Genomic DNA, 24,447 nt, shown 5'->3' on the forward strand with positions numbered 1-24,447 from the left:
TAACACCCCCGACCCCGCACGCCGCCCCGCGGGGCCAACACCCCCGACCCCGCACGCCGCCCCGCGAGGACAACACCCCAACACCCGCAACCCGCCCCGCGGGACCCCAGCCACCCCGCAAGCACTTGCGGCAAGTCGGCGGGTCCACTGCACCTGAACTGTGTGCCGGTGTTCGGGACGTGAGTTGTCGCGAGTCCACGAACATTCCCCTGTCGTAGCTGCGGTTTCGTCAATCTCATCCACCCAGTGAGAAAACCACCCACATCAACCTCTTGTCACAGCCTGCAGCTCAGGCGCATCCTGTCCGCACGCCGCAACCAGTAAGGAAACTTTCCTAACTAACCTCGACAGGGAGCCTCGATGAGGAAGCTGATCCTGTTCGCAGCCATGGCCATCACTGCCGCAGTGATGCCGACAGCGGCGGCATCGGCACAAGCGCCGGCCGCCGCTGGACAAGCTCAAGTCCAAGCCCGACCGGCCGCCGGCCCAACGGCGGCGCAGCTACTCGCCAAGACCACCAGCTGCAACCAGATCTCCAACGGCAAGTACAAAACCGACGAGGACACCAGCACCAAGACGGTAGCCGTGTGCGACGCCAACGGAGCAGTCTTCTGGAAAGCCGACATGGACATCGACTGCGACGGACAGCGCACCTCGCAGTGCAACGAAGACACCGACTGCTGTTTCCAAGCCGACACGGCGTTCCACCAGAGCGACGGCCGCCCCCTGAACGCCGCCACTTTGCCCTACATCGTGGTCCCCAGTTCGAGCAGCACCTGGAACTACAGCTCCTCCGGCCTCAAGGGCGGCGGCAGCTGCGCGGTGATCTACAACGGTAAAGTCGAGTACGCCGTGATCGGTGACACCGGGCCGACCGCGATCATCGGGGAGGCTTCCTATGCGACGGCGAAGGATCTGGGCATCAACCCCGACCCGTCCAACGGTGGCACCGACTCCGGCGTGACCTACATCTGCTTCAAGAACTCGAAGGTCTCGCCCATCGAGAACCACGGCGCGGCCACGAGTACGGGCCAGGGTCTCGCGAGCACGTTCGTGAACAACAACTGACTCGACCGCGAACCTGAAACGCCGGGGAAGCTTTGTCGAGCTTCCCCGGCGTTTCGTCGGTTCTTGGCCGGAATCGGGTCACTGTAACGAAAAAATGTTGTCGAGACCACGGCCGCCAGTCGAATCAGTGCCGAATCTGCGCACAATCGATACCAAATCCGGTTGCCATTTCTCCACTGGCCTGAACGGGTAACGAACCGCCCCCGCGCGCCGACCAAGGGATCAGCGAATGCGGGCGGAGGTTCAAGCGTGAGGATCAGTGTCTTCGGGCTGGGGTACGTGGGGTGTGTGTCCGCGGCTTGTCTGGCGGGCAACGGCCACGAGGTCGTCGGGGTCGACGTGAACCCCGTGAAGGTGGACCTCGTGACGCGCGGCAACGCGCCGGTGGTCGAGGAGCGCATCGGGGAGCTGACGGCCGAGGTCGTGGCGTCGGGGGCGCTGCGCGCGACCACCGACGTGGCCGAAGCGGTGGCGGCGACCGACGTGTCGCTGGTCTGCGTGGGCACGCCGTCGGCGCCCAACGGCAGCCTGTCCACCGAGTACCTCGAGCGCGTGGCCGACGAAATCGGCGAAGCGCTGGCGAACAAAGCAACCAGGCACACTGTCGTGTTCCGCAGCACCATGCTGCCGGGCACCTGCCTCGACCTGCTCGTGCCGATCCTGGAGAAGGCCAGCGGCCGCACCGCGGGTGTCGACTTCGGGGTCGCGGTGAACCCGGAGTTCCTGCGCGAGGGCACCAGCGTGCGCGACTTCTTCGACCCGCCCAAGACCGTGATCGGCGAGCTCGACAGCGCCAGCGGCGACATCGTCGCGCAGCTGTACACGGGCCTGCCCGGCGACGTCTTCCGCGTGCCCATCCCGGTCGCGGAGATGACCAAGTACGCCGACAACGCCTTCCACGGCTTGAAGATCGGCTTCGCCAACGAGCTCGGCGCCGTGTGCCGCGCGCTGGGACTCGACTCGCACAAGGTGATGGACGTGTTCCTCGCCGACCGCAAGCTCAACGTGAGCCCCGCGTACCTGCGCCCGGGCTTCGCGTTCGGCGGCTCGTGCCTGCCGAAGGACCTGCGCGGACTGGTCTACGCCGCGCGGCGCGCCGACGTGTCGGTGCCGATCCTCGAACACGTGCTGCCCTCGAACGAAGATCACCTGCAGCGGGCGTTCGACCTGGTCGCGCGCACCGGCAAGCGCAAGGTCGGCCTGTTCGGCCTGTCGTTCAAGCCAGGCACCGACGACCTGCGCGAGAGCCCGCTCGTCGAGCTCGCCGAGCGGCTGCTGGGCAAGGGGTTCGACCTCAAGATCTACGACGCCAACGTGAGCCTCTCGCGGCTCATGGGCGCCAACCGCGAGTACATCGAGAGCCGGTTGCCGCACCTCGGGCAGCTGCTCGCGGGTTCGGTCGAGGAGGTGCTGGAGCACGCCGAGGTGTGCCTCGTCGGCACCGCCGACCCGGCCGTGCTGGCCGCGCTTCCCCACGGCGGCGAGCAGACGCTCGTCGACCTCGTCCGCATCCCCGACGCCGAGGTGCGCCGGGCCGAAGAGGGATACGTCGGCCTTGCCTGGTGACAAGAAAAAAGCCCTGATCCTGGTCGAGAACCTCTCGGTGCCGTTCGACCGCCGCGTGTGGCAGGAGTGCCAGACGCTGCGTGACGCCGGCTGGGAGGTGCACGTGATCTGCCCGCAGGGCACGAAACGCGACACCGAACCCGAAGCCGTGATCGACGAGGTGCACATCCACCGCTACCCGCTCAAGGCGGCGACCGGTGGCCCCGCCGGCTACGCGCAGGAGTACGGCTCCGCGCTCTGGCACACCTTCCGGCTGGCCCGCAAGGTCGGTCCGGTCGACGTGGTGCACGCCTGCAACCCGCCCGACCTGCTGTTCCTCGTGGCGCGCATGCTCAAGCGCCAGGGCGCGAAGTTCATCTTCGACCAGCACGACCTCGTGCCGGAGCTGTACCTCTCGCGCTTCGACCGCGGCCAGGACCTGCTCTACCGCGGCGTCTGCGCGCTGGAACGCTCCACCTACCGCGCGGCCGACGTCGTGATCGCCACCAACGAGAGCTACCGCCAGGTCGCCCTCATCCGCGGCGGCAAGCGACCCGAGGACGTGTTCGTGGTCCGCAGTGCACCCGTGGTCGAGCGCTTCCACGAGGTTCCGGTGGAGCAAGAGCTCAAGCGCGGCAAACCGCACCTGCTCTGCTACCTCGGCGTGATGGGGCCGCAGGACGGCGTGGACTACGCGTTGCGCGCGCTGGCTTCCCTGCGCGACGAGATCGGCCGCGACGACTGGCACGCCGTGTTCGTGGGCGCGGGCGACGCGTTCGACGACGTGGTGGCGCTGTCGAAGCAGCTGGGACTGGAGAACCAGGTCGAGTTCACCGGTCGCGTGTCCGATGCCGACCTGCTGCGCTACCTGTCGGCGGCCGACGTCTGCCTCTCACCCGACCCGCTCAACCCGCTCAACGACGTGTCGACCATGAACAAGATCATGGAGTACATGGCGATGAGCAAGCCCATCGTCTCGTTCGAGCTGCGGGAAGCCCGGGTTTCAGCGGGCGAGGCCGCGCTCTACGCGCCGGCCAACGACGAGACCGAGTTCGCGAAGCGCGTCGCCGTGCTGCTCGACGACCCGCAGATGCGCGTCCGGATGGGCGAACTCGGCAAGGCACGGGTCAGCGGGCCGCTGGCCTGGGAGAACTCGCAGAAAGCGCTGCTCGCGGCGTATGAGCGGGCCGTGCGCTGAGTCCGTGTGGTTGATCGCGGTTTGAACAAGGTTCGTGCGTTCGGTGTAACCAACGCCTCCAGCACGACGACGGGGTCAGTGACCGGTACGCCACTTTCGGAGGGGAGACCCCGGTTTTGAGTGACGACACGGTACGGCTTTCGATGGTGGGACAGGTTCTGCGCAGACGCTGGCGGGCGCTGCTGATCCTGGCGGTCGTGGGGGCGGGCGTCGGTGCCGGGGCTTCGGTCGTGCTCTCGCCCGGGTACGAGACCACGGCGAGTGTGCTGCTGCAAGGACCGCGCCAGGCCGACGAGCTGCTCACGCAGGCTCAGGTCGCCACCAGCTCGGTGGTCCTGGACCGCGCGGCCGCCGCGCTCGGGATGCGGGACGCCGGTCCGGACCTGCAGAAGAAGGTCACCGCCTCGGTGGCGCAGGGCAACGTCGTGGCGATCAGTGCTTCCAGCGACAGCCCGGAGCACGCGCAGCAGCTGGCCGATCAGGTGGCCAAGGAGTTCGTGAAGTACTCCACGCAGCTGCTGTCGAACGCGGCCGGCTCGTCGGCGCAGCTCGCGCAGGAGCAGCGCGAGGCACTGCGCCAGCAGGTGGCGCAGACCAACCAGCGCATCCTCGACCTCTCGCGATCGGTCACGGACGGCCAGACGGTGGAGGGCGTGCAGGTCCGCACGGAGCTGCAGGGCCTGCGCACGTCGCTGGAGCAGGCGATGAACAACCTCGACGCGGCCGACGCGGCCACGGGCGCCGGGAACATGGTCGTGATGGGGCCGTCGGAGAAGCCGACCGCGCCCGCACCGCCCACGCTGCCGCAGCTCGCCGGTGGCGGCGCCATCCTGTTCTTCCTCATCGGTCTCCTCAGTTACCTCTTCGGCGCGCGCAGCGACCGCCGGCCGCGCAGCGAGACGGAGATCGGCTCGGCGCTGGGCGCGCCGGTGCTGGCGAGCGTCGACGTGCCGGAGACCGGCGAAGCCGAACGCACCGGTGGTTTCCGGGGCGCGCTGCGCCGGGTGATGGGCAGCGACAAGCCGTGGAACCTGCCGGAGGTGCCGGCTTCGGCCGACGCGGCCAGCCGCGAAGTGCGCTACCGCCGGGTGTTCGCCCGGCTGGGCACCGACCGCGACGGCGTGCTGCGGCTGCTCGTGCTTGTCGCCGCCGGCGACAGCGCGGCGCGGCGCGCGGTGGCGCAGTTCGCGAAGGTCGCCGAGACCGAGCGCGTGCGGGTGGAGCTGTCGGTCGCCGAGGTCACCGTGGGCTCCGGTGTGCAGCCGACAGTGCCCGACGGCACCGCCGGCGTGCTCGTGGTGCTCTCGGTCGGCAGCCGCAGCGCGTGGGAGCTGGTGACGATCGCCGAGGCGTGCGCCGACGCCGGCCACGAGGTGCTCGGCGCCGTGCTCACGCGCCAGGTCCGCGTCACCGGGAAACCACGCAGAGAACCGGCGTCGGCCGGCCCACCCCAGGTCCCGGTGGACCGTGACGTGATGGCAGGTTCGGCATGACCAGTTCGCAGAGCTTCTCGCCGCCACTGATCGACTTCCAGCGCCTGATCGTCGCCGTCCGCCGGCACCGCCGGCTGTGGGTCACCTTCGCCCTGCTGGGCCTGGTGATCGGCGGCGCGGTGGCCGTGCTGCTCCCGGCTCCGCCGACCGCGGTCACCAAGATCATCGTGATCCACCCCGACGACTCGCCGACCGACAGCGGCACGCTGATGCGCACCGACGTCGCCGTGCTGGAGACCGCGAAGATCGCGTCGGACGCCCTGAAGAAGGTGCACAGCACCGAGGCGACCGAAGACTTCCTGAAGGACTACACCGGCCTGGGCCTGACCAACAACGTCATGCAAGTGACGGTCACGGCCAAGACCAAGGAAGACGCGCTGGCCAAGGCGCAGGCGCTGGCGGAGGTGTTCATCGCCGACCACGTGAAGCGCAACCAGGCCGCCGCGAACGCCCAGGCCAAGGCCCTGCTCGACCAGCGCACGCAGGCCCAGCAGCAGCTCGCGCAGATCGACGCGCAGGCCGCCGCCGAGGCGGACAAGGGCAGCCGCGCCAACGCGGGCACGCTGGAGCAGCTCTACACCCAGCGCGCGGACCTCGTGTCGAAAGTCGCCGACCTGCAGAACCAGGCGCAGCAGGCGGGCATCGGCTCGCCGCAGGTCGCCGCGGGCACGCAGATCGTGGACGCGCCGGCGATTCTGAAGGTGTCGCTGCCGAAGACCGTCGCCACCAACGGCGCGATCGGTTTCGCGCTGGGGCTCGCCCTCGGGCTCGGCCTGGCCGTGGTCACCGCGCTCGTGCGCGACCGGCCCGTACTGCGGCGCGAGATCTCCGAGAACCTCGGTGCCTCGGTGATCGCGCAGGTGCCGTCGAAGCTGCGGGGCCCGAAGCGGCTGTGGGCGAAGTCGAAGCCGGTGGTGGAACGCAAGCGCATCGCGGTGACGCTGGTGCGCGCGGCCCGCGCCGAACGCGGCCCGCTGTCGCTGCTGGAACTCGGCGCGCCCGATGTGGCCGCGGCGCTGGCGGTGGACATGGCCGCGGAGCTGGCCGACGACGGGCCGGTGGTGGTGGTCGACGACCTGCCGGGCCGCGACGCCACCAAGCTGAGCACGGCCGGCGACGTGAAGGTGGTCGCCGTCGGTGACCCGTCGATCAAGCGGGCCGTGTACCGCCTGGGCGTCGGCACGGTCGCACCCGGCACGGCGTGGACGGACCTCGAGTACCTCGGCACGGAGACCGTGCTGGTGGTGCGCTCGGGCCACGCGAACACGCTGTGGCTGCACACCGTGGCCCGCCAGCTCGCCGACTGCGGGATCCCGATCCTCGGCGTGGTCCTCGTCGACCCCGACCCGAAGGACAAGACGGACGGCACGCTGTGGGACGGCCTGCACACCGCGTTGCGCGGACGCGCGTCCGTGGTCGCGGCCAAGCAGCTGGAGAAGCCGGCCGAGAAACCGGTGGAGCCGCCGCGGAAGTTCGTGGAGCAGGAGCCGGAGAAGCCGATCGACTGGCCGGTGGAGCACGACAGCGAGAAGACGGTCGAGTCGTCGGTGATCAAGCCCGCCAAGCCGAACAAGCCCGCCAAGCCCGCCAAGCCCGCCGAGTCACAGGACCACCTCGAAGCGCCGACCCGGCGCCTGAGCCCGGTGCCGCGCAAGCCCGAAGAGCGCGCGCCCGAGCAACGCAAGTCCGAACCCGGCAACTCCGAGATGCCGACCAAGAAGTTCGCGCCCGTCCAGTCCGGTCCGGAAAGCTAGAGAGGCAAACGCCCATGTGCGGCATCGCAGGTGCCTACCACTGGCCGGACGGCGGCCCGCTGGTCGATCGGCTCACGAAGTGCCTCGCGCACCGCGGGCCCGACGGCTCGGGCCGCTACGACCACCGTGCCGGTGCCGGGGAAGTCCACTTCGGACACCGCCGGTTGTCGATCGTCGACCTGTCCGGGACCGGCGCGCAGCCGATGGTCGCCGAGGGGCTCGCGCTCACGTACAACGGCGAGCTCTACAACGCTCCCGAGCTGCGGGCCGAGCTCGAAGGCAAGGGCGTGCGGTTCCGCGGCACGTCCGACACCGAGGTGCTGCTGCGCGCGTGGCGCGAGTGGGGCCTCGAGTGCCTGCCGCGGCTGCGCGGGATGTTCGCGTTCGGCGTGTTCGACGAACGCACCGGCGAGCTGACGCTGGTGCGCGACCAGCTGGGCATCAAGCCGCTGTTCTTCGTGCGGCGAAACGGTGGTGTCGCGTTCTCCTCGGAGCTCAAGGCGCTGGCCACCGAGCTCGGCGGCACGCTGGAAGTCGACAAAGCGGCACTCATCGCGTCGCTGCTCTACTACTGGGTGCCCGACAGCCGCTGCGCGTACCGCGAGGTCGAGAAGCTGCAGCCCGGCACGTGGGTGCGGTTCCGGACCGACGGCACGAGCGAGCGCGGTGCGTACTGGTCGCTGCGTCAGGTCGCGGAAGAGGGCGAGGCGTACCGCGGGGACGTCGACCTGCACCAGGTCATCGCCGACTCCACGAGCAAGCACCTGCTCTCCGACGTCCCGGTCGCCACGTTCCTCTCCGGCGGCCTCGACTCCAGTTACCTGACCGCGCTCGCCGCGCGCCAGCAGCCCGGGATCTCGGCCTACACCATCGGTTTCCGCGCCGAGGACGCCAAGTTCGAGGCGATGCCGGACGACCTGAAGTACGCCCGGATCGTGGCCGGGAAGTTCGGCGTCGACCTGCACGAGATCGAGATCGCGCCGCAGGTGCTCGACCTGCTGCCGCGCATGACGTACCACCTCGACGAGCCCATCGGCGACCCCGCGGCCATCAACTCGTTCCTCATCTGCACGGCCGCACGCGAGGCCGGCGTGAAGGTGATGTTGTCGGGCATGGGCGCCGACGAGATGTTCGCCGGCTACCGCAAGCACTACGCGAACCAGCTGGCCCTGCGCTACCAACGCGTGCCGGGGCTGGTGCGCAAGCCGATCGAGACGGTCGTGGACCGGCTGCCGGTCGCCTCCGCCAGCCGCGGCTACCGCACGGTGCGGTTCGCGAAGCGGTTCCTGTCGTTCGCGGAGCTGCCGGAGGAGACGGCGTTCCGGCGCAGCTACACGATGTACGACCGCGGCGAGCTGCTGAACCTCGTGAACCCGGACCTCGCCCCCGACGTCGACGACGTGCTGACCGAGCACGCCGACACGTACCACGACCAGCACCTGCGTGACTACGTGAACCGCATGTGCCTGGCCGACACGCGGATGTTCCTGCCGGGCTTGAACCTCACCTACACCGACCGGTCGACGATGGCCGTGAGCACCGAGGTGCGCACGCCGTTCGTCGACGTCGAGGTGGTCAAGGCCGCATTTCGCGTGCCCGGCAACCGCAAGATCGTCGGCCGCCAGGGCAAGGCGGCGCTCAAGGAAGCCGCGCTGGCGATCCTGCCGAAGGAGATCGTCTACCGCCCGAAGGGCCTCTTCAGCGCTCCGCTGCGGGCGTGGATGAGCCGTGACCTCGCGCCGCTGGTGCGGGAGGTCGTGAACGAGGGTGTGCTCGTCGAATCCGGGTTCCTGCGCCGCGATGCGCTGCAGAAGCTCGTGGCCGAGGACGCCGCCGGGCAGCAGGACCGCGCGAAGCACCTCTGGCACGTGCTGACCCTCGAGTACTGGTACCGCGCCGCATCGTCCACCGAGATCTCAAGCAGCTGAGTTTTCAAAGCTAGGAGCGCTGTGAAGCAGGTAGTGCAGAACTACAAGAGCGGGGAGCTGGCCCTCCTCGACGTCCCGGTCCCGGCGTGCAAACCGGGTGGCGTGCTCGTGCGCACGGTGTACTCGTTGATCTCGACCGGCACCGAGATGATGAAGGTCTCCGAGGCCAGCATGTCGATGATCGGCAAGGCGCGCTCGCGGCCGGACCAGGTCGCCAAGGTCATGCAGAGCGTCGCGACCAACGGGCTCGCCGCCACCTACCGCAAGGTCACGAGCAAGCTCGACTCCTACACGCCGCTGGGCTACTCGCTGTCCGGTGTGGTCGTGGAGGTCGGCGCCGGGATCGACGACGTGGCGGTGGGCGACGTCGTGGCGTGCGCCGGCAACGAGCACGCGCTGCACTCCGAGCTCAACTGGGTGCCCAAGAACCTCTACGCCCGCGTGCCCGCCGGCCTCGAACCGCGCCACGCGGCGTTCGGCACGGTCGGGTCGATCGCGATGCAGGGTGTGCGCCGTGGTGAGCCGCAGCTCGGTGACCTCGCGCTGGTGATCGGGCTCGGCCTGATCGGGCAGCTCGTGGTGCAGCTTCTGGTCGCCTCGGGGGTGCGGGTCGTCGGCGTGGACCCGGACCCGTCACGGTGTGAGCTGGCCGAGCAGCTGGGCGCGCTGGCCTGCGCGCACCCGGGGTCGGACACGATCGAGAGCGCCGTCGTGGAACTTTCCGGCGGCCACGGCGTGGACCAGGTCTACCTGGCCGCGGGTGGCGCCTCGAACGACCCGGTGGAGCTCGCCGCGCGGCTCGCGCGCGACCGCGGCCGCGTGGTCGACATCGGCAAGATCTCGCTCAACCTGCCGTGGAACGCGTACTACGAGAAGGAACTCGACGTCCGCTTCTCGCGCTCCTACGGGCCGGGCCGCTACGACGCCGAGTACGAGCTCGAAGGCCGCGACTACCCGATCGGCTACGTGCGCTGGACCGAGCGCCGCAACATCGAGTGTTTCCTCGACCTGGCCGCGCGCGACAAGCTCGACGTCGAGCCGCTGATCACCCACACCGCCGACTTCTCGACGGCCGTGGAGACCTACAAGTCGCTGCAGGACGGTGAGCTCAAGGCCGTCGCGGTGCTCTTCCAGTACCCGGACGGCCCCGAGGGCCAGGCCGAGCCGGTGGTCTCGTCGGTCGCGCCGCCCGCCGCGCTCACCGCCCGGGCGACCCCGCGCGGGCGCCTTCGCGTCGGGTTCGTCGGCGCCGGCAACTACGCGTCGTCGATGCTGCTGCCGCACCTGGTCGAACAGGACCGCGTGGCACTGTCCGAAGTGGTCACCACGTCGGCGCTCTCGGGCGCCAACGCGAAGCGCAAGTTCGGCTTCGCTCGCGCGACGACCGACCTCGACGCGCTGCTCGCCGACGAGTCCGTGGACACGCTGTTCGTCGTCACCCGCCACAGCAGCCACGCCGAGCTCACGCGCCGCGCGCTGCTCGCCGGCAAGGCTGTGTTCGTGGAGAAGCCGCTGGCGCTGTCGGAGAAGGAGCTGCGCGGGATCGTCGAGGCCATCGAGGAGTCGGGCAACAACCGGCTTCAGGTGGGCTTCAACCGCCGCTTCGCGCCGCTGCTCAACGAAGCCAAGGTGCAGTTCGGGCCACGCCTGGGCCCGGCTTCGGTGCGCTACCTCGTGAACGCGGGTCGCCTGGAGTCCAACAGCTGGTACAACCAGGCCGACTCCGAGGGTTCCCGGTTCGTCGGCGAGGGCGGGCACTTCATCGACACCGTGAGCTGGTTCCTCGGCAGCGACCCGATCTCCGTCTACGCCACCGCGACCCCGGGCAACGACGACCTGCAGGTGCTGCTGCGCTACGCCGACGGCTCGACCGCCGCCATCAGCTACGTGACCAGCGGCTCCACGTCCTTCCAGAAGGAGACGCTGGAAGTGCTGGCCGACGGCAAGGTGCTGAAGTTCGACGACTTCGCCCGCGCTTCGGTGTACGGCAAGAAGCGCTGGGCCAGCTCCCGCATCCCGAAGGGCCGCGACAAGGGCCAGAAGGCCGAGATCGAGGCGTTCGTGACGGCCCTGACCACCGGCGTCGCGATGCCGATCGGCGTCGAGTCGCTGGTGAACACCACGCTGGCCACGCTCGCCGTGAACCGCAGCCTCGAGACCGGCGCGCCGGTGCGGCTGGAGCCGAAGGAGGTGCTCGGCTGATGGATCCCGCCTGGTACCTGCGAAGACTTTCGGCGATGAGCCCGGCCGAGGTCGCCGGGCGCGCCACGGACGTGCTGCGCAAGCAGCAGTGGCGCGGGGTCGCGAAGCAGAAGGCGACCTGGTTGCCGCACCGCGTGTTCGAGCGGCCGGCCGGCGTCGAGGGTGTGTCGGCCGAGGCCCGCGCCGAGCTGCTGGCCACGGCCGAGCGGCTGATGGACGGCCACGCCGAGTACTTCGGCGTGGAGCGCGCGGACCTCGTGGCGCCCGACTGGGCGTTCGACCCGAAGACCGGGCGGCACGCGCCGGCCGACGCGTACTCGTTCGACATCGCCTACCGCAGTGAGGACACGGTCGGCGACATCAAGCAGATCTGGGAGCCCTCGCGCCACCAGCACCTCACCGTGCTGGCCGCCGCCTACGCGGTGACGGGTGAAGACCGCTACGCCAACCGCGTGGCCGACCACCTCAAGTCCTGGTGGGCGGCCAACCCGCCGATGCGCGGCGTGCACTGGGTGAGCGGCATCGAGCTCGGCATCCGCCTGCTGTCGTGGGTGTGGGTGCGCCGGCTGCTCGACGGCTGGTCCGGCGCGTCCGGTCTGTTCGAGGACAATCCCGAGGCGCTGCACCAGATCTGGCACCACCAGCGCTGGCTGGCCGCCTTCCCGAGCCGGGGTTCGTCGGCCAACAACCACGTGATCGCGGAGGACGCCGGGCAGCTGGCGGCCGCGTGCGCGTTCGGCTGGTTCCCCGAGTCGCCGGCCTGGCGCGACGCGGCCTTGAAGTCGCTGGACACGCAGCTGCAGGCCAACACGTTCGCCTCGGGCCTCAACCGCGAGCTCGCCACCGAGTACCACGGCCTGGTGCTGGAGCTGGGTCTCGCGGCCGCGCTCGAAGCCGGGACGCTCGTGCCCGAGTCGACCTGGCTCGTGCTGCGGCGCATGTGCGATGCCCTGGCGTCCATTGTGGACGTGAAGCTGCGGCCGCCGCGCCAGGGCGACGCCGACGACGGCTACGGCTTGATCGTCGACGGCACCGGCACCAGCCGCTGGGCCTCGCTGCTGGCCACCGGCGAGGCGTTGTTCGGTCGCCAGGAGTGGTGGCCGAAGGTGCCGGGTGGCGACGTGCGGACCACCTTGTTCGCCTCGCTCGGGGCTGCCCGAGAGCTCACCGATCCGCGACCCCCTCGGCGGATCGACGACCTCTTCGACGCCGGCGTGACGATCCTGCGCACGCCGGCCGAAGAGCCCGAGGAGATCTGGGTGCGCTGCGACGGAGGGCCCCACGGGTTCCTCGCCATCGCAGCCCACGCGCACGCCGACGCGCTCTCGCTGGAGGTCCGCCACGACGGCGTCGACATCCTCGCCGACCCGGGCACCTACTGCTACCACGGCGAACCCGAGTGGCGCGCCTACTTCCGCTCGACGCTCGGCCACAACACGTTGCAGCTCGGCGGCACCGACCAGTCGGCGTCGGGCGGGCCGTTCCTGTGGACACGCCACGCGCAGACCCGCACGCTCGCGGTGGGCCCGGTGCGCTGGCGCGCCGAGCACGACGGCTACGGCCCGACGGTGCACCGCCGCTGCGTCGAGCTGGCCGACCGCACGCTGACGGTCGTCGACGAGGTCGACGGCGACACCACGCTGCCCGCGAAGCTCGCGTTCCACCTGGGCCCGCTCGTCGAGGTGACCCTGACCGGCACCAGTGCGCAGCTGAGCTGGCCCGGCCACTCGGCGACCGTCGAGCTGCCGTCCGAGCTCACGTGGACCGCGCACCGCGGCGAGGAGAATCCACCGCTCGGCTGGTACTCCGCCGGCTTCGGCCGCCGGGAACCGGCCACGACCCTCGTCGGCACCGGCTTCGCCACGACGCCGCTGACGACGACCCTGCGTTTTCCCTGATCCCGAAAGGACCGACCCGGTGCGTTCGACCAGCAGGCTGGTGCTGTTCCTGGGCTTGCTGTGCCCGCTCGTGCTCACGGGCTGCACCGGGTCGTCCGACAACGACGACCCGTCGAGCCAGGTCGCGGCGACGTCGGCGGCTCCGTCCGGGCCGGTCGCGGCGGTGTGCGACAAGATGCCGCCCGGACCGGCCACCGCGCCCGCGGGTGCGGTGACGGTGGCGGTGACCGACGACTTCGCGGCGAAGGTCCGCGACGCCGCGGCCGGCACCACGTTCTGGCTCGCGCCGGGCAGCCACCACCTCGGCGACGACCGGTTCGACCAGGTCCAGCCCAAGGACGGTGACGTGTTCGTGGGCGGCCCGGGCGCGGTGCTCGACGGGCGCAAGATCAACCAGTACGGCTTCACCGGCCACGCGAAGAACGTGAAGATCACCAACCTCACCGTGCAGAACTTCGTCGCCCCGCGTGACGAAGGCGTGGTGAACCACGACTCCGGCGACGGCTGGGTCATCCAGCACACCACTCTGCAGGACAACGGCGGCGCGGCCCTGATGGCGGGCGACAAGCAGCAGGTGCTCGACAACTGCCTGCGCCGCAACGGCCAGTACGGCATGAACGCGTTCTCCGCCGACGACGACATCACCGGGCTGGTGGTGCGCGGCAACGAGATCACCGGCAACAACACCGGTGACTGGGAGAAGAAGATCGACGGTTGCGGCTGCACCGGCGGCATCAAGTTCTGGTCCGTCAACGGCGCCGACGTGACCGGCAACTGGGTGCACGACAACCGCGGCACCGGCCTGTGGGCCGACACGAACGACAACGACTTCCTGATCGAGGGCAACCTCATCGAGAACAACGACAGCGCGGCGATCATCTACGAGACCAGCTACAACGCCGTGATCAAGAACAACACGATCCGGCGCAACAACCTCGTCGACGGCCGCGACTACGCCGACCGCGGCGACTCGTTCCCCACCGCGACGATCTACGTCTCCGAGTCCGGCGGCGAACCACGCGTGAAGGCCCGCACGTCGAAGCTCGAGATCTACGGCAACGTGTTCGAGGACAACTGGAACGGCATCACCCTGTGGGAGAACGCCGACCGCTTCTGCAACAGCCCGGCGAACACCTCCAGCGGCGTCTGCACGAGGCTCCAGCCCGACACCGCCAAGTGCGCCGCGCCGGCGATCGCGAAGAAGCCGCTGTACGACGACTGCCGCTGGAAGACCCAGCGCGTGGACATCCACAACAACCGCTTCTCGCTGCAGCCCTCGGCGATCGGCTGCGAGTCGACGTGCGGGCGCATGGGACTGCTGTCGAACTTCGGGACCTACCCGGACTGGTCGCCGTACAAGGGTGACGTGGTGCAGCAGGCGATCACCTTCAAGCAGGGCAACACCTGGCACGACAACGCGTACGTGGGCCCGTGGACCTTCATCGCCACCGACATGAGCCACATCCTCGGCATCGGCGAGTGGGAGGGCGCGCCCTACAACCAGGACGCGCGCACGACCTATGAGCGCGGCGGGGGAGGGTGACCATGGCGATCCTGGCCGACATCCGGCAACCGACTCCGGCGGAGACCGGCGAGCACACCCCGAAGCTCGTGGGCGCCGCGTGGGCGCTGCTGATCCTCAACACGCTCGGCTCGACCGGCGCCGAGACCGTGGTGCCGCTGCCGCGCGCGGTGAGCCAGCTGGTGACCATGGGCGCGCTGATGACCGCGTTCGTGATCGCGCTGGCGCTCAACCCGCGGCTGAAGATCCGCCCGAGCGCCTACCTCCTGCTGCTCACGTTGCTGCTGGTCACGAGCACCGTGGCGAGCCTGCACCTGGAAGCCGGCTTCGGGTCGTTGTTCCGCTGCTTCCGCTTTTCGGTGTTCCTGGCGACGCTGTGGTTGCTCACACGCTGGTGGAACGGCGGGTTCACCTTCGTGCGCCACCACATCAAGATGTTCAGCGCGGTGCTGGTGTCGGTGGCGGTCGGGCTCGTGATCGCGCCGGGCAAGGCCATGCCGGAGAGCTACGGCGGCCGGCTCGCGGGGGCGATCTGGCCGCTCACGCCGCCGCAGGTTGGGCAGTACGCGGCCGTGATCGCGGGGCTGGCGGCACTGCTGTGGCTGGGCAAGCGCACCACGATGACCAGCGCGTTGATCGTGATCGTGCCTTCGCTGGGGCTGCTGCTGCTCTCGCACACCCGCACGGCGACGCTGGGTTTGGTGGCCGGGCTCGTGGTCGCGCTGCTGTCGCTGGCCATGACCAACGCCCGGGCGCGCAAGGTGTTCACCACGTTGGTGCTGGTGGCGGGCTTCGCCGGGGTGGCGCTCGGTGGGTTGCTGCAGGCGTGGTTCCTGCGCGGGCAGAGCGAGGAGAACTTCTCCAGCCTCACCGGCCGCGCGAAGGTGTGGGACGCGCTGCTGGCGGCCCCGCGCACGGTCAACGAGTACATCTTCGGCGTGGGGCTCACCGACAAGTCCTACGACGGGCTGCCGATCGACAACAGCTGGCTCGCCGTTTACCACGAGCAGGGGTACACGGGCATCGCGATCGTCGCGGCGTTCCTGCTGGTGCTGGTGGCCGTGGCGGTGCTGCGGCCGCCGTCGCTGGCGCGCGCGTGCGCGATCTTCCTGATCACGTACTGCGTTTCCGCGTCCTACACCGAGGCCGGGCTTGGTGATGCGTCGCCGTACCTGCTGCACCTGGCGCTGGCCGCGTCGCTGCTCGCGCAGGGCACGGTGCGCTCTTCCGAAGATGACTTCATCCCGAAAGGGCAGCCCGCATGAAGGTGCTCGTGGTCCACAACCGTTACCGCTCGGAGCAGCCGAGCGGGGAGAACAACGTCGTCGACGCCGAGGTGGCGTTGCTCGCTTCCGGCGGCGTTCAGGTGTCGTTGTTCGAGCGGCGCAGTGACGACATCGCTTCCATGCCGTTGCCGCGCAAGGCTTTGGTGCCGCTGCAGGTGCCGTGGAACCGCTCGGCGCGCGCTGAGCTGACGGCGCGGCTGCAGGTCGAGCGGCCGGACGTGGTCCACGTGCACAACACGTTCCCGCTGCTGTCGCCCTCAATCCTGGCGGCGTGCGCCGACGCGCGCGTGCCGGTGGTCGCGACCCTGCACAACTACGGTTTGGTCTGCCCACCCGGCACGCTCTACCGCGACGGCCGCATCTGCACCGACTGCGTGGGCGGCGCGCCCGTGCCCGCGGTCCGGCACGGGTGCTACCGCTCGTCGCCCGTCGCGACGCTGCCGATGGCGGCGAACCTGGTGCTGAACCGCTCGCGCTGGCACTCCGGGGTCGCGCGCTTCTTCTGCATCTCCGACGCGCAACGGCGCCTGCTGGTCGACGCGGGCATGCCGGCTTCGCGCATGACGGTGAAGCACAACTTCGTGACCGACCCGGGCGTGCGGCGGACTTCTGAGGGTTCGCACGTGCTGTTCCTCGGCCGGCTGACGGAGGAGAAGGGCGTGCCGCTGCTCATGGCGGCGTGGGATCGGCTCGACGGTGCGCTGGGGTTGCCGCTGGTGATCGCGGGAACCGGGCCGTTGTCGGAGTCTGTTTCCGAGTGGGCGGCTTCGCGTGCGGACGTTTCGTACGTCGGACTGCAGGACAAGGCGTCCTGCCAGGCGCTGACGGCGGCCGCGGCCGCCGTGGTGGCTCCTTCGGCGTGGCTGGAGGCGTTCGGGCTGGTGGTGGTGGAGGCCATGGCCGCGGGCGTGCCCACGGTCGTGCCCGCGCACGGCGCGTTCGAAGAGCTGATCTCGGACGGCGTCACGGGGCTGCTGCACGAGCCGGGGTCCGTCACCGGCTTGGCCGACGCGTTGCGCGACGTGGTCGCGGACCCCGAGCGCAACCGCAAGATGGGCGAGGCCGCCCGCCAGCGTTACGACAAGGACTTCACCCCAGAGGTCGGCTTGCGCCGGCTGGTGGCGGGGTACGAAGCGGCCATCGGCTCTTGATGCCCGGCTTGACGCCGAGGTGACTTGCTCGGTCGTAGGGTTTCTTCAGGTCGCTGGTCAGGGGTTCTGAGGGTGAAGGGGCGCTTGGCTCGATGATGGGTTCACCCTCGCTGAGATCCGCGGTGCGCACGGCACCACGCGCGTTGCCGCTTTCCGTGCGGACACCGGTGCTGGTCGCGGCCGGGCTGGGGCTCGTGGTGCTGGTGGTACTGGCCGTGGTGTTCGCGGGTGCCTCGCAGCCGACGCCGTTCGACGTGCCGCTGCTGCCTGGGCCTGATCTGCTGCCTGACCCGTGGTGGTATATCGCCACCGGGGTCGATTTCCTCGGTGAGCCGGTGGGGTCGGCGATCGTGATCGTGCTGTTCACCGGTGGGGTTTTGCTGGCTCGTCGGGTTCGGACGGCTGTGCTGGTTCTGGTCGGGTGTGGGCTCACGGTCGCGGTGACGTCGCTGCTGAAGCCTGTTACCGGGCGTACGATTCATGGGCATTTTTTGTCGTACCCGAGTGGGCATACTGCGTTCGCGACCGCTCTGGCCCTGATCGCCGCGTTCGTGCTGGCCGATCGTCTGGGCCGCGCCGCCGCCATCGTGGTCACCGCCGTGCTCATGCTCCTGTGCGGTGTGCTGATGGCGTGGGCTGAGGTGGGGCTTGGGGCGCACTATCCGACGGACACTGTCGGTGGGTTTGCTGCGGCGTTGGTGGTGATTCCGGTGACGGCGGTCGTGATTGATCGGGTTGCTGTGCGGTTGTAGGCGGGCTGTCTGGCCGGTGTGATGATGCGGTCCTCGCGGGGCGGGTTGCGGTGGGTCGTGCACCCCGAAGCTGGATTGTGCTGACGGCCGCTTAGTCGTTGTCAAGGCGGGAAAGATGCCTTGACAACGGCTCGGCGGCCGCAGGGAGGCTTCGGATCGGGGTGCGGGGAGGGGCCTGGGTGTATGCGGCCCTGAGTTGGCAGTGGCCGTTGCGTTGGTTCGTGGGCTGTCTGCTGCGGTGAGTGGGGTGCTGGGGTGCGTTGCCGGTTCACGTTGCGTTGGTGAGTTGGGTTGTCGGGTGTCGGTGTCCTGCGTTGGAGCCGGCGCGTCAGAACTTGCTGCCCGCGTCCTGACCGTACGGCCCGGCCTGCCACTGCTCGGGCGTCAGCAGCCGGCTCGTGTCGTGGGCGATGAAGGTCCACGGGCCCGAGTACGTGTTGTTCGTGAAGTGGTTGTCCTGGCCGAAAGTGATGGCCTGTTGCACCACATCGCCCTTGTAGGGGGACCAGTCGGGGTAGCTGCCGTAGTTCGAGAGCACCGCCATGCGGCCGCAGAACTGTGTGCAGCCGAGGTGGGCCGGGTCGAACGTGAAGGTGTTGTCGTGCACGGTGACGTGCTGGGTCTTCCAACGGCAGTCGTCGTAGAGCGGCGTCTGGGTGATGGCGGGTGCGCTGCACTGCGCCTTCGTGGCGAACGGGGTGCAGTAGCCCGTCGACGTGTTGGCTGGGCTGTTGCAGAAGCGGTCGGCGTTCTCCCACAGGGCGACGCCGCCCCAGTTGTCCTCGAAGGTGTTGCCGCCGATGTCGATCTGGTGGGTGCGGGCGGCCAGGCGGGAGTCGCCGCCGGATTCCGAGACGTAGATCGTGGCGACGGGGAAGTTGTCGCCCTTGTCGGCTTTCGCGCGGCCGGCGACGATGGCGTTGCGGCGGAACACGTTGTCGCGGACGGTGAGGTTGTGGCTGATCTCGTAGAACAGGCCCTCGGCGTCGTTGTCCTCGATCACGTTGTCCTGCACGAGGAAGTCGTTGTTGTTCGTGTCGGCCCACAACCCGGGGCCGTTGTTGCCGTGGACCCAGTTGCCGGTCACGTCGGCGCCGTTCACGGCCCAGAACTTCACGCCGCCGCTGCAGCCGCAGCCGGGTGACTTGGTCTCCCAGTCGTCGGTGTTGTTGCCGGTGATCTCGTTGCCCTCCAGCACGAGCCCGGTGATGCCGTCGCCGGCGCGGTAGGCGTTCACGCCGTACTGGCCGTTGTCCTCCAGGCAGTTGCGGCGCATTTCCTGGCGGTCGCCGGCCATCAACGCGGCCCCGCGGTTGTCCGCGATGGTGCTGTCCTCGATCACCCAGTGCGTGCCCGAGTCGTGGTTCACCACACCCTGGTCCTGCGGCGCGGCGAAGTTCTGCACGGTGAGGCCGCGGATCGTGACGTCCTTGGCCTGTCCGGTGAAGGCGGCCTGGTTCACCTTCTGCCCATCGAGGACCGCGCCCGGCGCGCCGAGGTAGGTGTCGCCGTCCTTCGGCTGGATCTGCCCGAAGGCGTCGGAGCCGAGGGTGTGGGTGCCCGGCCTGAGCCAGAACGTGGTGCCGGCCGGGTTCGACCGCGTCAGCGCGCCCAGGTCCTGCCCCGGCTCCACCACCACCGACTCCGACGGCGCCGAGCTGTACTCCGTGACCACCTTGCCGCACACGGCCGCGGGCCCGGCCCCGGCGGTGGCTCCCGCGGCGGCTCCGGAGAGCGCGCTCGTCACCAACACCAGACCGGCCACCACGGCCACGGATCTACCCATGGCTCAAACGCTACGAGCGTTTCCCGCCCGCGTAACTTCCCTGATGGGGTCCGCCAAGCGCCCTGACGGGTGAATTCTCCTTGGCGGACAACACATTTCGGCGAAGTTGTGCAGTTGGTGGATCATTTCCGAAGTGGACTGATCACCTCAGGTCCTTCGAGCCGCCGATCCGCTGCAACGAGCCGCCCACCCCGCTTCCGTTCACCTGCGGCACGCCGAGGATGTCACCGATCCCGGCGGAGGTGCGCGGCAGGTCGACTCCGTTGTCCCCGCCGATGTGCACCGGGTCCTTGCCGCCCCACGTGTGCGGCTGGGCGTGCGCCTCGCCGATCTCCATCACGTACTTGCCGGGGTTCTCCGCCTGGTGGTACCGCACGGATTCCGCGCCGTAGGAGTTGAACATCGCGTGGCGCTGGAACAGGCCCGCGTTGCCGTCGAGGTCGCGCCGCGCGGGGTTGCCGCCGATGCCGATCACGTCCACGCCCTCCTTCTTCGCGGACTCGAGCACCTCGCCCACCAGCTTCCCGTTCGCGCCGTTGGCCTTGAGGTACTTCTCCAGGTCCGGGTGCATCGGCGTGCCGGGCGGGGAGTTGAGGAAGTCCTTCACCATCCCGTTGTGCGCGTCGTCGCGCAGGCTTTCCAGGTAGACCTTGTTGACGCCGTTCTGCTTCAGCTCGCCCATGTTGTCGCGCATCATCTCCAGGCCCGGGTGCTTGCCGTCGTGCTTGCCGCCCACGACCACACCGTCGTGCTCCTTCAGCAGTGAGCCGGTGCCCTCCGTCTTGTCCATCACGGGGCGCAGCCGGTCGTCCACGTCCTGGTCGCGGTCGGCGTCGCGCGGGTCGGTCTTGTTGTTCTCGACCGCCTCGCTCGCCGTGTGGCGGTCACGCCGGTCCTGCTGGTCCCAGAAGTCCTTGGTGTTGGGGTCGTTGCGGCCCAGCGCCTCGACCGACTGGCGGTCCTTGGCCAGCGGATCGACCAGGTTCTTGTCCAGGGCCTGATCACGCAGCTGGCCGCCGAGTCCTCGGTTCTTCTCCAGCAGCGTCTGGGCGTCGTCGTTGAACGACAGGCGCTGCTTGTGCGGGTTCGGCACGCCGGCCGTCTCCGCGATCCTGTTGAACTGCTGCTCGTCGCGGACCTTGTTCGGAGTGCGGCCGTCCTTGCCCGACTTGCGCGGCCCCCGCAGCTCCAGCGACGGTCCGGCCGGCGTGCTGTGAGCCTGGTCGAACGACAGCTTGCACGGCGCCAGCCCGAGCGGGTCGGTCCAGCCGACGGGGTCCGCAACGTAGGCGTACGGGTTCGTCGCCGGGCTCAAGCCCGACGGGTCGGGGCTGAGGTAGCGCGCCGCGCTCGGGTCGTAGTAGCGGTGGAAGTTGTAGTGCAGCCCGGTTTCGTCGTCGTGGTACTGCCCGGCGAAGCGCAGCGGCGTGGGCATCGGCCCGGTCGCGGCGCCCCACGCGGTGAGTGTGCCGTGCCAGACCGGGCCCAGCTCGGGGTCGACAAGCTCGGTCGGCGCGCCGGCGAGGTCGGTGACGACACCGCGGAAGTTGTGGTCCCGCCATGCACCGCTCGCTTGGTGCAGCACGCGCTCGGTCTGGGTCAGCACGCGGCCGCTGCCGGGCTCGGTGTGCCAGACCATCGCGCGCACGCCGTCGGTGACCTGCTCGGCGAGCCGGTCACCGTCCCACGTGAACTCGGTGCGCGTGCGCAGGGTGGCCGCGGCGTTCACGAGCTCTTTGGCGACCCGGCGCCCGAGTGCGTCGTAGCGGTAACGCCAGTGCTGCCCGGCCGGCGTGTGCACGGCGACGAGCCGCTCGTGCCCGTCCCACTCGTAGCGGGTTTCGCCGTCGGCGGTCCGGCGCAGCACGAGCTTGCCGTCGGCGTCGTACTCGTACCGCGTGGCGTCGTCACGTTCGAGCAGACTGCCGGCGTAGACGCGGTTGCCGGGCTGCACCAGGTTGCCCGCGGCGTCGTAGCCGTAGGCCTCGTGCCCCGCGGGCCCGTCGACGGCCAGCGGCCGGCCGATCGGGTCGAGCCGCAGCTGCCGCGGCCCGGTCAAGGTGTCTTCCACCGCGGTCACGGTGTTGTCGTCGCGGTAGCGCAGGGTGCGTTGCCGCGGCGGCCGGCCGGGCCCGGTGGCCAGGGTCTGGCTGACGAGCCGATCGCGCGCGTCCCACGCCTGGCGCAGCTGCGTGCTGCCCAGCCGCCGTTCGACCTCGCGGCCTTCGAGGTCACGCACGAAGGTGAGCTCGTGGCCCCCGGTGTGCAGTGCGATCGGCCGGCCCGCGGCGTCGTGGCGCCACTCGGCGCGGGCGCCGGTCGGGGTCGTGCGTGTGGTGCGCCGGCCCGAAGCGTCGAAGCCGGACGTGAGCACGCGGCCGTTCACCGACTCCTCGACGAGCCGGCCGGCGGCGTCGTAGGTCCGCCGCACGTCGGCGTCGTCGTTGACGGCCCGCACGAGCCGTCCGGCGCGGTCGTACTCGTACGTCGCCACAGCCCCGTCGGCGTCCAGCCGCACGATGCGGCCCGCGGCGTCGTAGCCGAAGCGCAGCACGCGCCCGCTCGCCGAGGTCTGCTCGACCAGCCGGCCCGCGGCGTCGTAGCGGAACGCGCGGCGGCGGCCGTCGAAGTCGGTGTCGGCCGCGAGCCGGCCGGCGGCGTCGTACTCGTAGCGCCACTGGGCACCCAGCTCGTTGCGCACCGCCGTCACGCGGGTCTCGGTGTCGTAGCTCAGCTCCACGCGGGAGCCGTCGACCGCGGTCAGGGCGACGGGCCGGTCGAACCCGGCGTAGTCCGTGCGCGAAACGGCGGTGCCGGCGCGGGTTTCGCGGAGGTTGCCTTCGCCGTCGTGGCTGAACGAGACGCTCGTGCCGTCGGGCCGGGTCACGCTCAGCCGTTCGCCCTCGACGGTCCACGCGGTGCGCGTGAGGGCGCCCAGCGCGCCGGTTTCGGCGGCGGGGCGGCCGAAGCGGTCGAACACCGTCCGCCGCGTCGCACCGACCGCGTCGGTCACGGCGACCGGGAGGCCGGCGGTGTCGTACTCGTAGCGCGTCACTTCGCCGAGCGGGCCGGTCACGGTGGCGGGCAGCCCGGGCCGGGCGTAGGTGAAGCGAGTGCGGGCGCCCAGCGGGTCGACGGCCGCCGCGACGTCACCGTCCTCTGTGTACTCGCGTAGCCACACCGAGCCGTCGGCCTCGACGACCTTCACCGGACGGTGCGCTTCGTCGTACTCGGCCGTGGTGCGGGTTCCGTCGGCGGCCACGATCTCGACGAGGTCGCCGGCCTCGTCGTAGTGGTTGTGGGTGGTGGCGCCCAGCGCGTCGGTGCTCGAGAGCAGCCGGTCGCGGTCGTCCCACTCCATCCGCGTGGTGAAGCCCAGTGGGTCGGTCACCGCCACGACCTGGAACGCCTCGTTGAGGTCGAACACGCTGGTGTTGCCGAGCGAGTCGACGGCCGTGGTGCGGCGCGGCTCGTAGGCCAGGCTGTAGCGCAGGTCGCCGTCGCGGCCTTCGGCGCGGACGCAGCGGCCCTGCACGTCGTAGGCGTAGCGGTACCACATGCCGTTGCGGTCTTCCCAGCTCGCGAGCCGGCCCTCGGCGTCGTACTCGAAGCGCAGTGGCAGACCCGAGGAGTTGCGGATCTCGGCCAGGTTCGCGCGGTCGTCGTAGGCGAACCGCGCGAGCACCACGGGCGCGCCGCCGCTGAGCAGCGTCAGCTCCGTGACGCGGCCGGCGTCGGTGGTCACGCCGACGTGGTGGCCCGCCGAGTGCGTGATGTCCGTGAGCGCGCCCGCGTCGTCGTAGGACAGGCGGAAGTACTGGTCGCCGGTCGGCGTGGTCACCGTGACCAGGCGGCCGGTGGCGCCGGAGAACAGCAGCGCGCGGCCGTGGTCGGGCTGGTTGAGCACGTACGAACCGTCGATGGCGCGGCTCAGCGGCCACGCCGGTCCGGTCACCGGCAGCACGTCGCCGCCGACCACCGGCTTCGGGTACTCGAGGAAGGTGCCGTCTTCGGCGGCGAAGTGCACGCCGTCGGCGTCGGCCTCCAGCCGCTGGTCGAGCGTCGAGGCCCACGACGAGCCGAAGCCCCGGCCGATCCGGTACGACGACAGGTGCGTGCGCGTGAGCACCAGCGGCAGCGCCGCGTCGAGCCGTACGTCCTCCTGCGTGAGCATGACCCGGCCCGTCGACACGTCGATCGGGTCACCGCAGGCGAGCCGGTCGGCCGTCGGGGTGTCGTTCGAGCGCGGCGTGGTGTTGGCGTCCTTGACGGAGCTCTGCTTCGTGGTGGTGTCCTTGGCGCCGCCGCCCTTGCCCGCGCCGCCGCCGCCCTTGCCCGCGCCGCCGCCGGCCGAAACGCCGCGGTCGGCCGGCGGCGGGTCGAACGGCGGCGGGTCGCTCTTCGCCGGGTCCTTGGGCGGCGGGCTGCTCTTGGCCGGCGGCGGGGTGGCCCCGGCGCTGGACGCGTGGGTCGCATCGTCGCCCGATTTGCCCGCCTTGCCTGCCGGTGGCGTGTAGTCCGTGGAGCCGCCGGAGTAGCCCGACCCTCCTGAGCCGCCCTCGTCGGCGCCCTTCGAGCCCGGCGGCGGGGTGTAGTCCTTCGGCGAACCCTCGTAACTGGACGCGTGCGTCCCGTCGTCGGCGCCCTTCGAGGCGGGCGGGGGCGTGTAGTCCTTCGGGGTGCCTTCGTAACCGCCGCCCTTGGGCGTGCCGCCTCCGTCGCCGCCCGCGGTTTTGACCGGCGGTGCTTTCGGGGTGCCGGAGAGGTCTTTGGTCTTCGGCGGCGGGGCGACCTTGCCGCCTTTGAGACCCTTGAACGCCTTCCCGGCGTCCTCGAACAACGTCCCGGCCTTCTTCAACAACGG

14 protein-coding genes are annotated in these 24,447 nt (G+C 70.1%); 12 read left to right on the top strand and 2 right to left on the bottom strand.

The genetic code is table 11. The features are described 5' to 3' along the window. Positions 1-360 precede the first annotated feature (360 nt). The 12 genes from ACWEOE_RS09840 (at position 361) to ACWEOE_RS09895 (ending at position 17,797) form a co-directional block, all read left to right on the top strand. Positions 361-1,068, top strand: a complete 708-nt coding sequence (locus ACWEOE_RS09840) for a glycoside hydrolase family 75 protein (protein WP_452006434.1) — start codon at positions 361-363, stop codon at positions 1,066-1,068. 249 nt (positions 1,069-1,317) lie between these two features. Beyond that, positions 1,318-2,634, top strand: a complete 1,317-nt coding sequence (locus ACWEOE_RS09845) for a nucleotide sugar dehydrogenase (protein WP_452006436.1) — start codon at positions 1,318-1,320, stop codon at positions 2,632-2,634. Next, positions 2,624-3,811 (top strand): glycosyltransferase family 4 protein, encoded by a 1,188-nt coding sequence (locus tag ACWEOE_RS09850; protein WP_452006438.1) that lies wholly within the window; start codon positions 2,624-2,626, stop codon positions 3,809-3,811. The genes ACWEOE_RS09845 and ACWEOE_RS09850 overlap by 11 nt, the downstream gene beginning before the upstream one ends. Before the next feature lie 143 nt (positions 3,812-3,954). Further along, on the top strand, positions 3,955-5,304 hold the full coding sequence (locus ACWEOE_RS09855; protein WP_452006441.1) for an exopolysaccharide biosynthesis protein: 1,350 nt from the start codon (positions 3,955-3,957) through the stop codon (positions 5,302-5,304). Next, positions 5,301-7,058, top strand: a complete 1,758-nt coding sequence (locus tag ACWEOE_RS09860) for a Wzz/FepE/Etk N-terminal domain-containing protein (RefSeq protein ID WP_452006444.1) — start codon at positions 5,301-5,303, stop codon at positions 7,056-7,058. The genes ACWEOE_RS09855 and ACWEOE_RS09860 overlap by 4 nt, the downstream gene beginning before the upstream one ends. Before the next feature lie 14 nt (positions 7,059-7,072). Then, on the top strand, positions 7,073-8,986 hold the full coding sequence (gene asnB, locus ACWEOE_RS09865; RefSeq protein WP_452006447.1) for an asparagine synthase (glutamine-hydrolyzing): 1,914 nt from the start codon (positions 7,073-7,075) through the stop codon (positions 8,984-8,986). Positions 8,987-9,007: 21 nt separating this feature from the next. Further along, complete coding sequence (locus ACWEOE_RS09870; protein WP_452006450.1) at positions 9,008-11,188, top strand: bi-domain-containing oxidoreductase; 2,181 nt, start codon at positions 9,008-9,010, stop codon at positions 11,186-11,188. Then, positions 11,188-13,086, top strand: a complete 1,899-nt coding sequence (locus ACWEOE_RS09875; protein WP_452006453.1) for an alginate lyase family protein — start codon at positions 11,188-11,190, stop codon at positions 13,084-13,086. The genes ACWEOE_RS09870 and ACWEOE_RS09875 overlap by 1 nt, the downstream gene beginning before the upstream one ends. A 19-nt stretch (positions 13,087-13,105) precedes the next feature. Continuing rightward, positions 13,106-14,629, top strand: a complete 1,524-nt coding sequence (locus ACWEOE_RS09880) for a right-handed parallel beta-helix repeat-containing protein (RefSeq protein ID WP_452006455.1) — start codon at positions 13,106-13,108, stop codon at positions 14,627-14,629. A gap of 2 nt (positions 14,630-14,631) precedes the next feature. Then, the gene (locus ACWEOE_RS09885) at positions 14,632-15,873 is read left to right on the top strand and encodes an O-antigen ligase family protein (protein WP_452006458.1); all 1,242 of its coding nucleotides are present in this window, start codon (positions 14,632-14,634) and stop codon (positions 15,871-15,873) included. Beyond that, entirely contained in the window at positions 15,870-17,045 is a 1,176-nt protein-coding gene (locus ACWEOE_RS09890) for a glycosyltransferase (RefSeq protein ID WP_452006461.1), read from the top strand. The genes ACWEOE_RS09885 and ACWEOE_RS09890 overlap by 4 nt, the downstream gene beginning before the upstream one ends. A gap of 167 nt (positions 17,046-17,212) precedes the next feature. Next, the gene (locus ACWEOE_RS09895; protein WP_452006464.1) at positions 17,213-17,797 is read left to right on the top strand and encodes a phosphatase PAP2 family protein; all 585 of its coding nucleotides are present in this window, start codon (positions 17,213-17,215) and stop codon (positions 17,795-17,797) included. Between the two features lie 328 nt (positions 17,798-18,125). On the opposite strand, the gene ACWEOE_RS09900 is transcribed toward ACWEOE_RS09895, so the two are convergent. Then, the gene (locus ACWEOE_RS09900) at positions 18,126-19,583 is read right to left on the bottom strand and encodes a right-handed parallel beta-helix repeat-containing protein (RefSeq protein WP_452006467.1); all 1,458 of its coding nucleotides are present in this window, start codon (positions 19,581-19,583) and stop codon (positions 18,126-18,128) included. Between the two features lie 142 nt (positions 19,584-19,725). After that, positions 19,726-24,423, bottom strand: a complete 4,698-nt coding sequence (locus tag ACWEOE_RS09905; protein ID WP_452006470.1) for an RHS repeat-associated core domain-containing protein — start codon at positions 24,421-24,423, stop codon at positions 19,726-19,728. Between the last annotated feature and the right edge of the window lie 24 nt (positions 24,424-24,447).

Source organism: Amycolatopsis sp. NPDC004368, assembly GCF_053602515.1.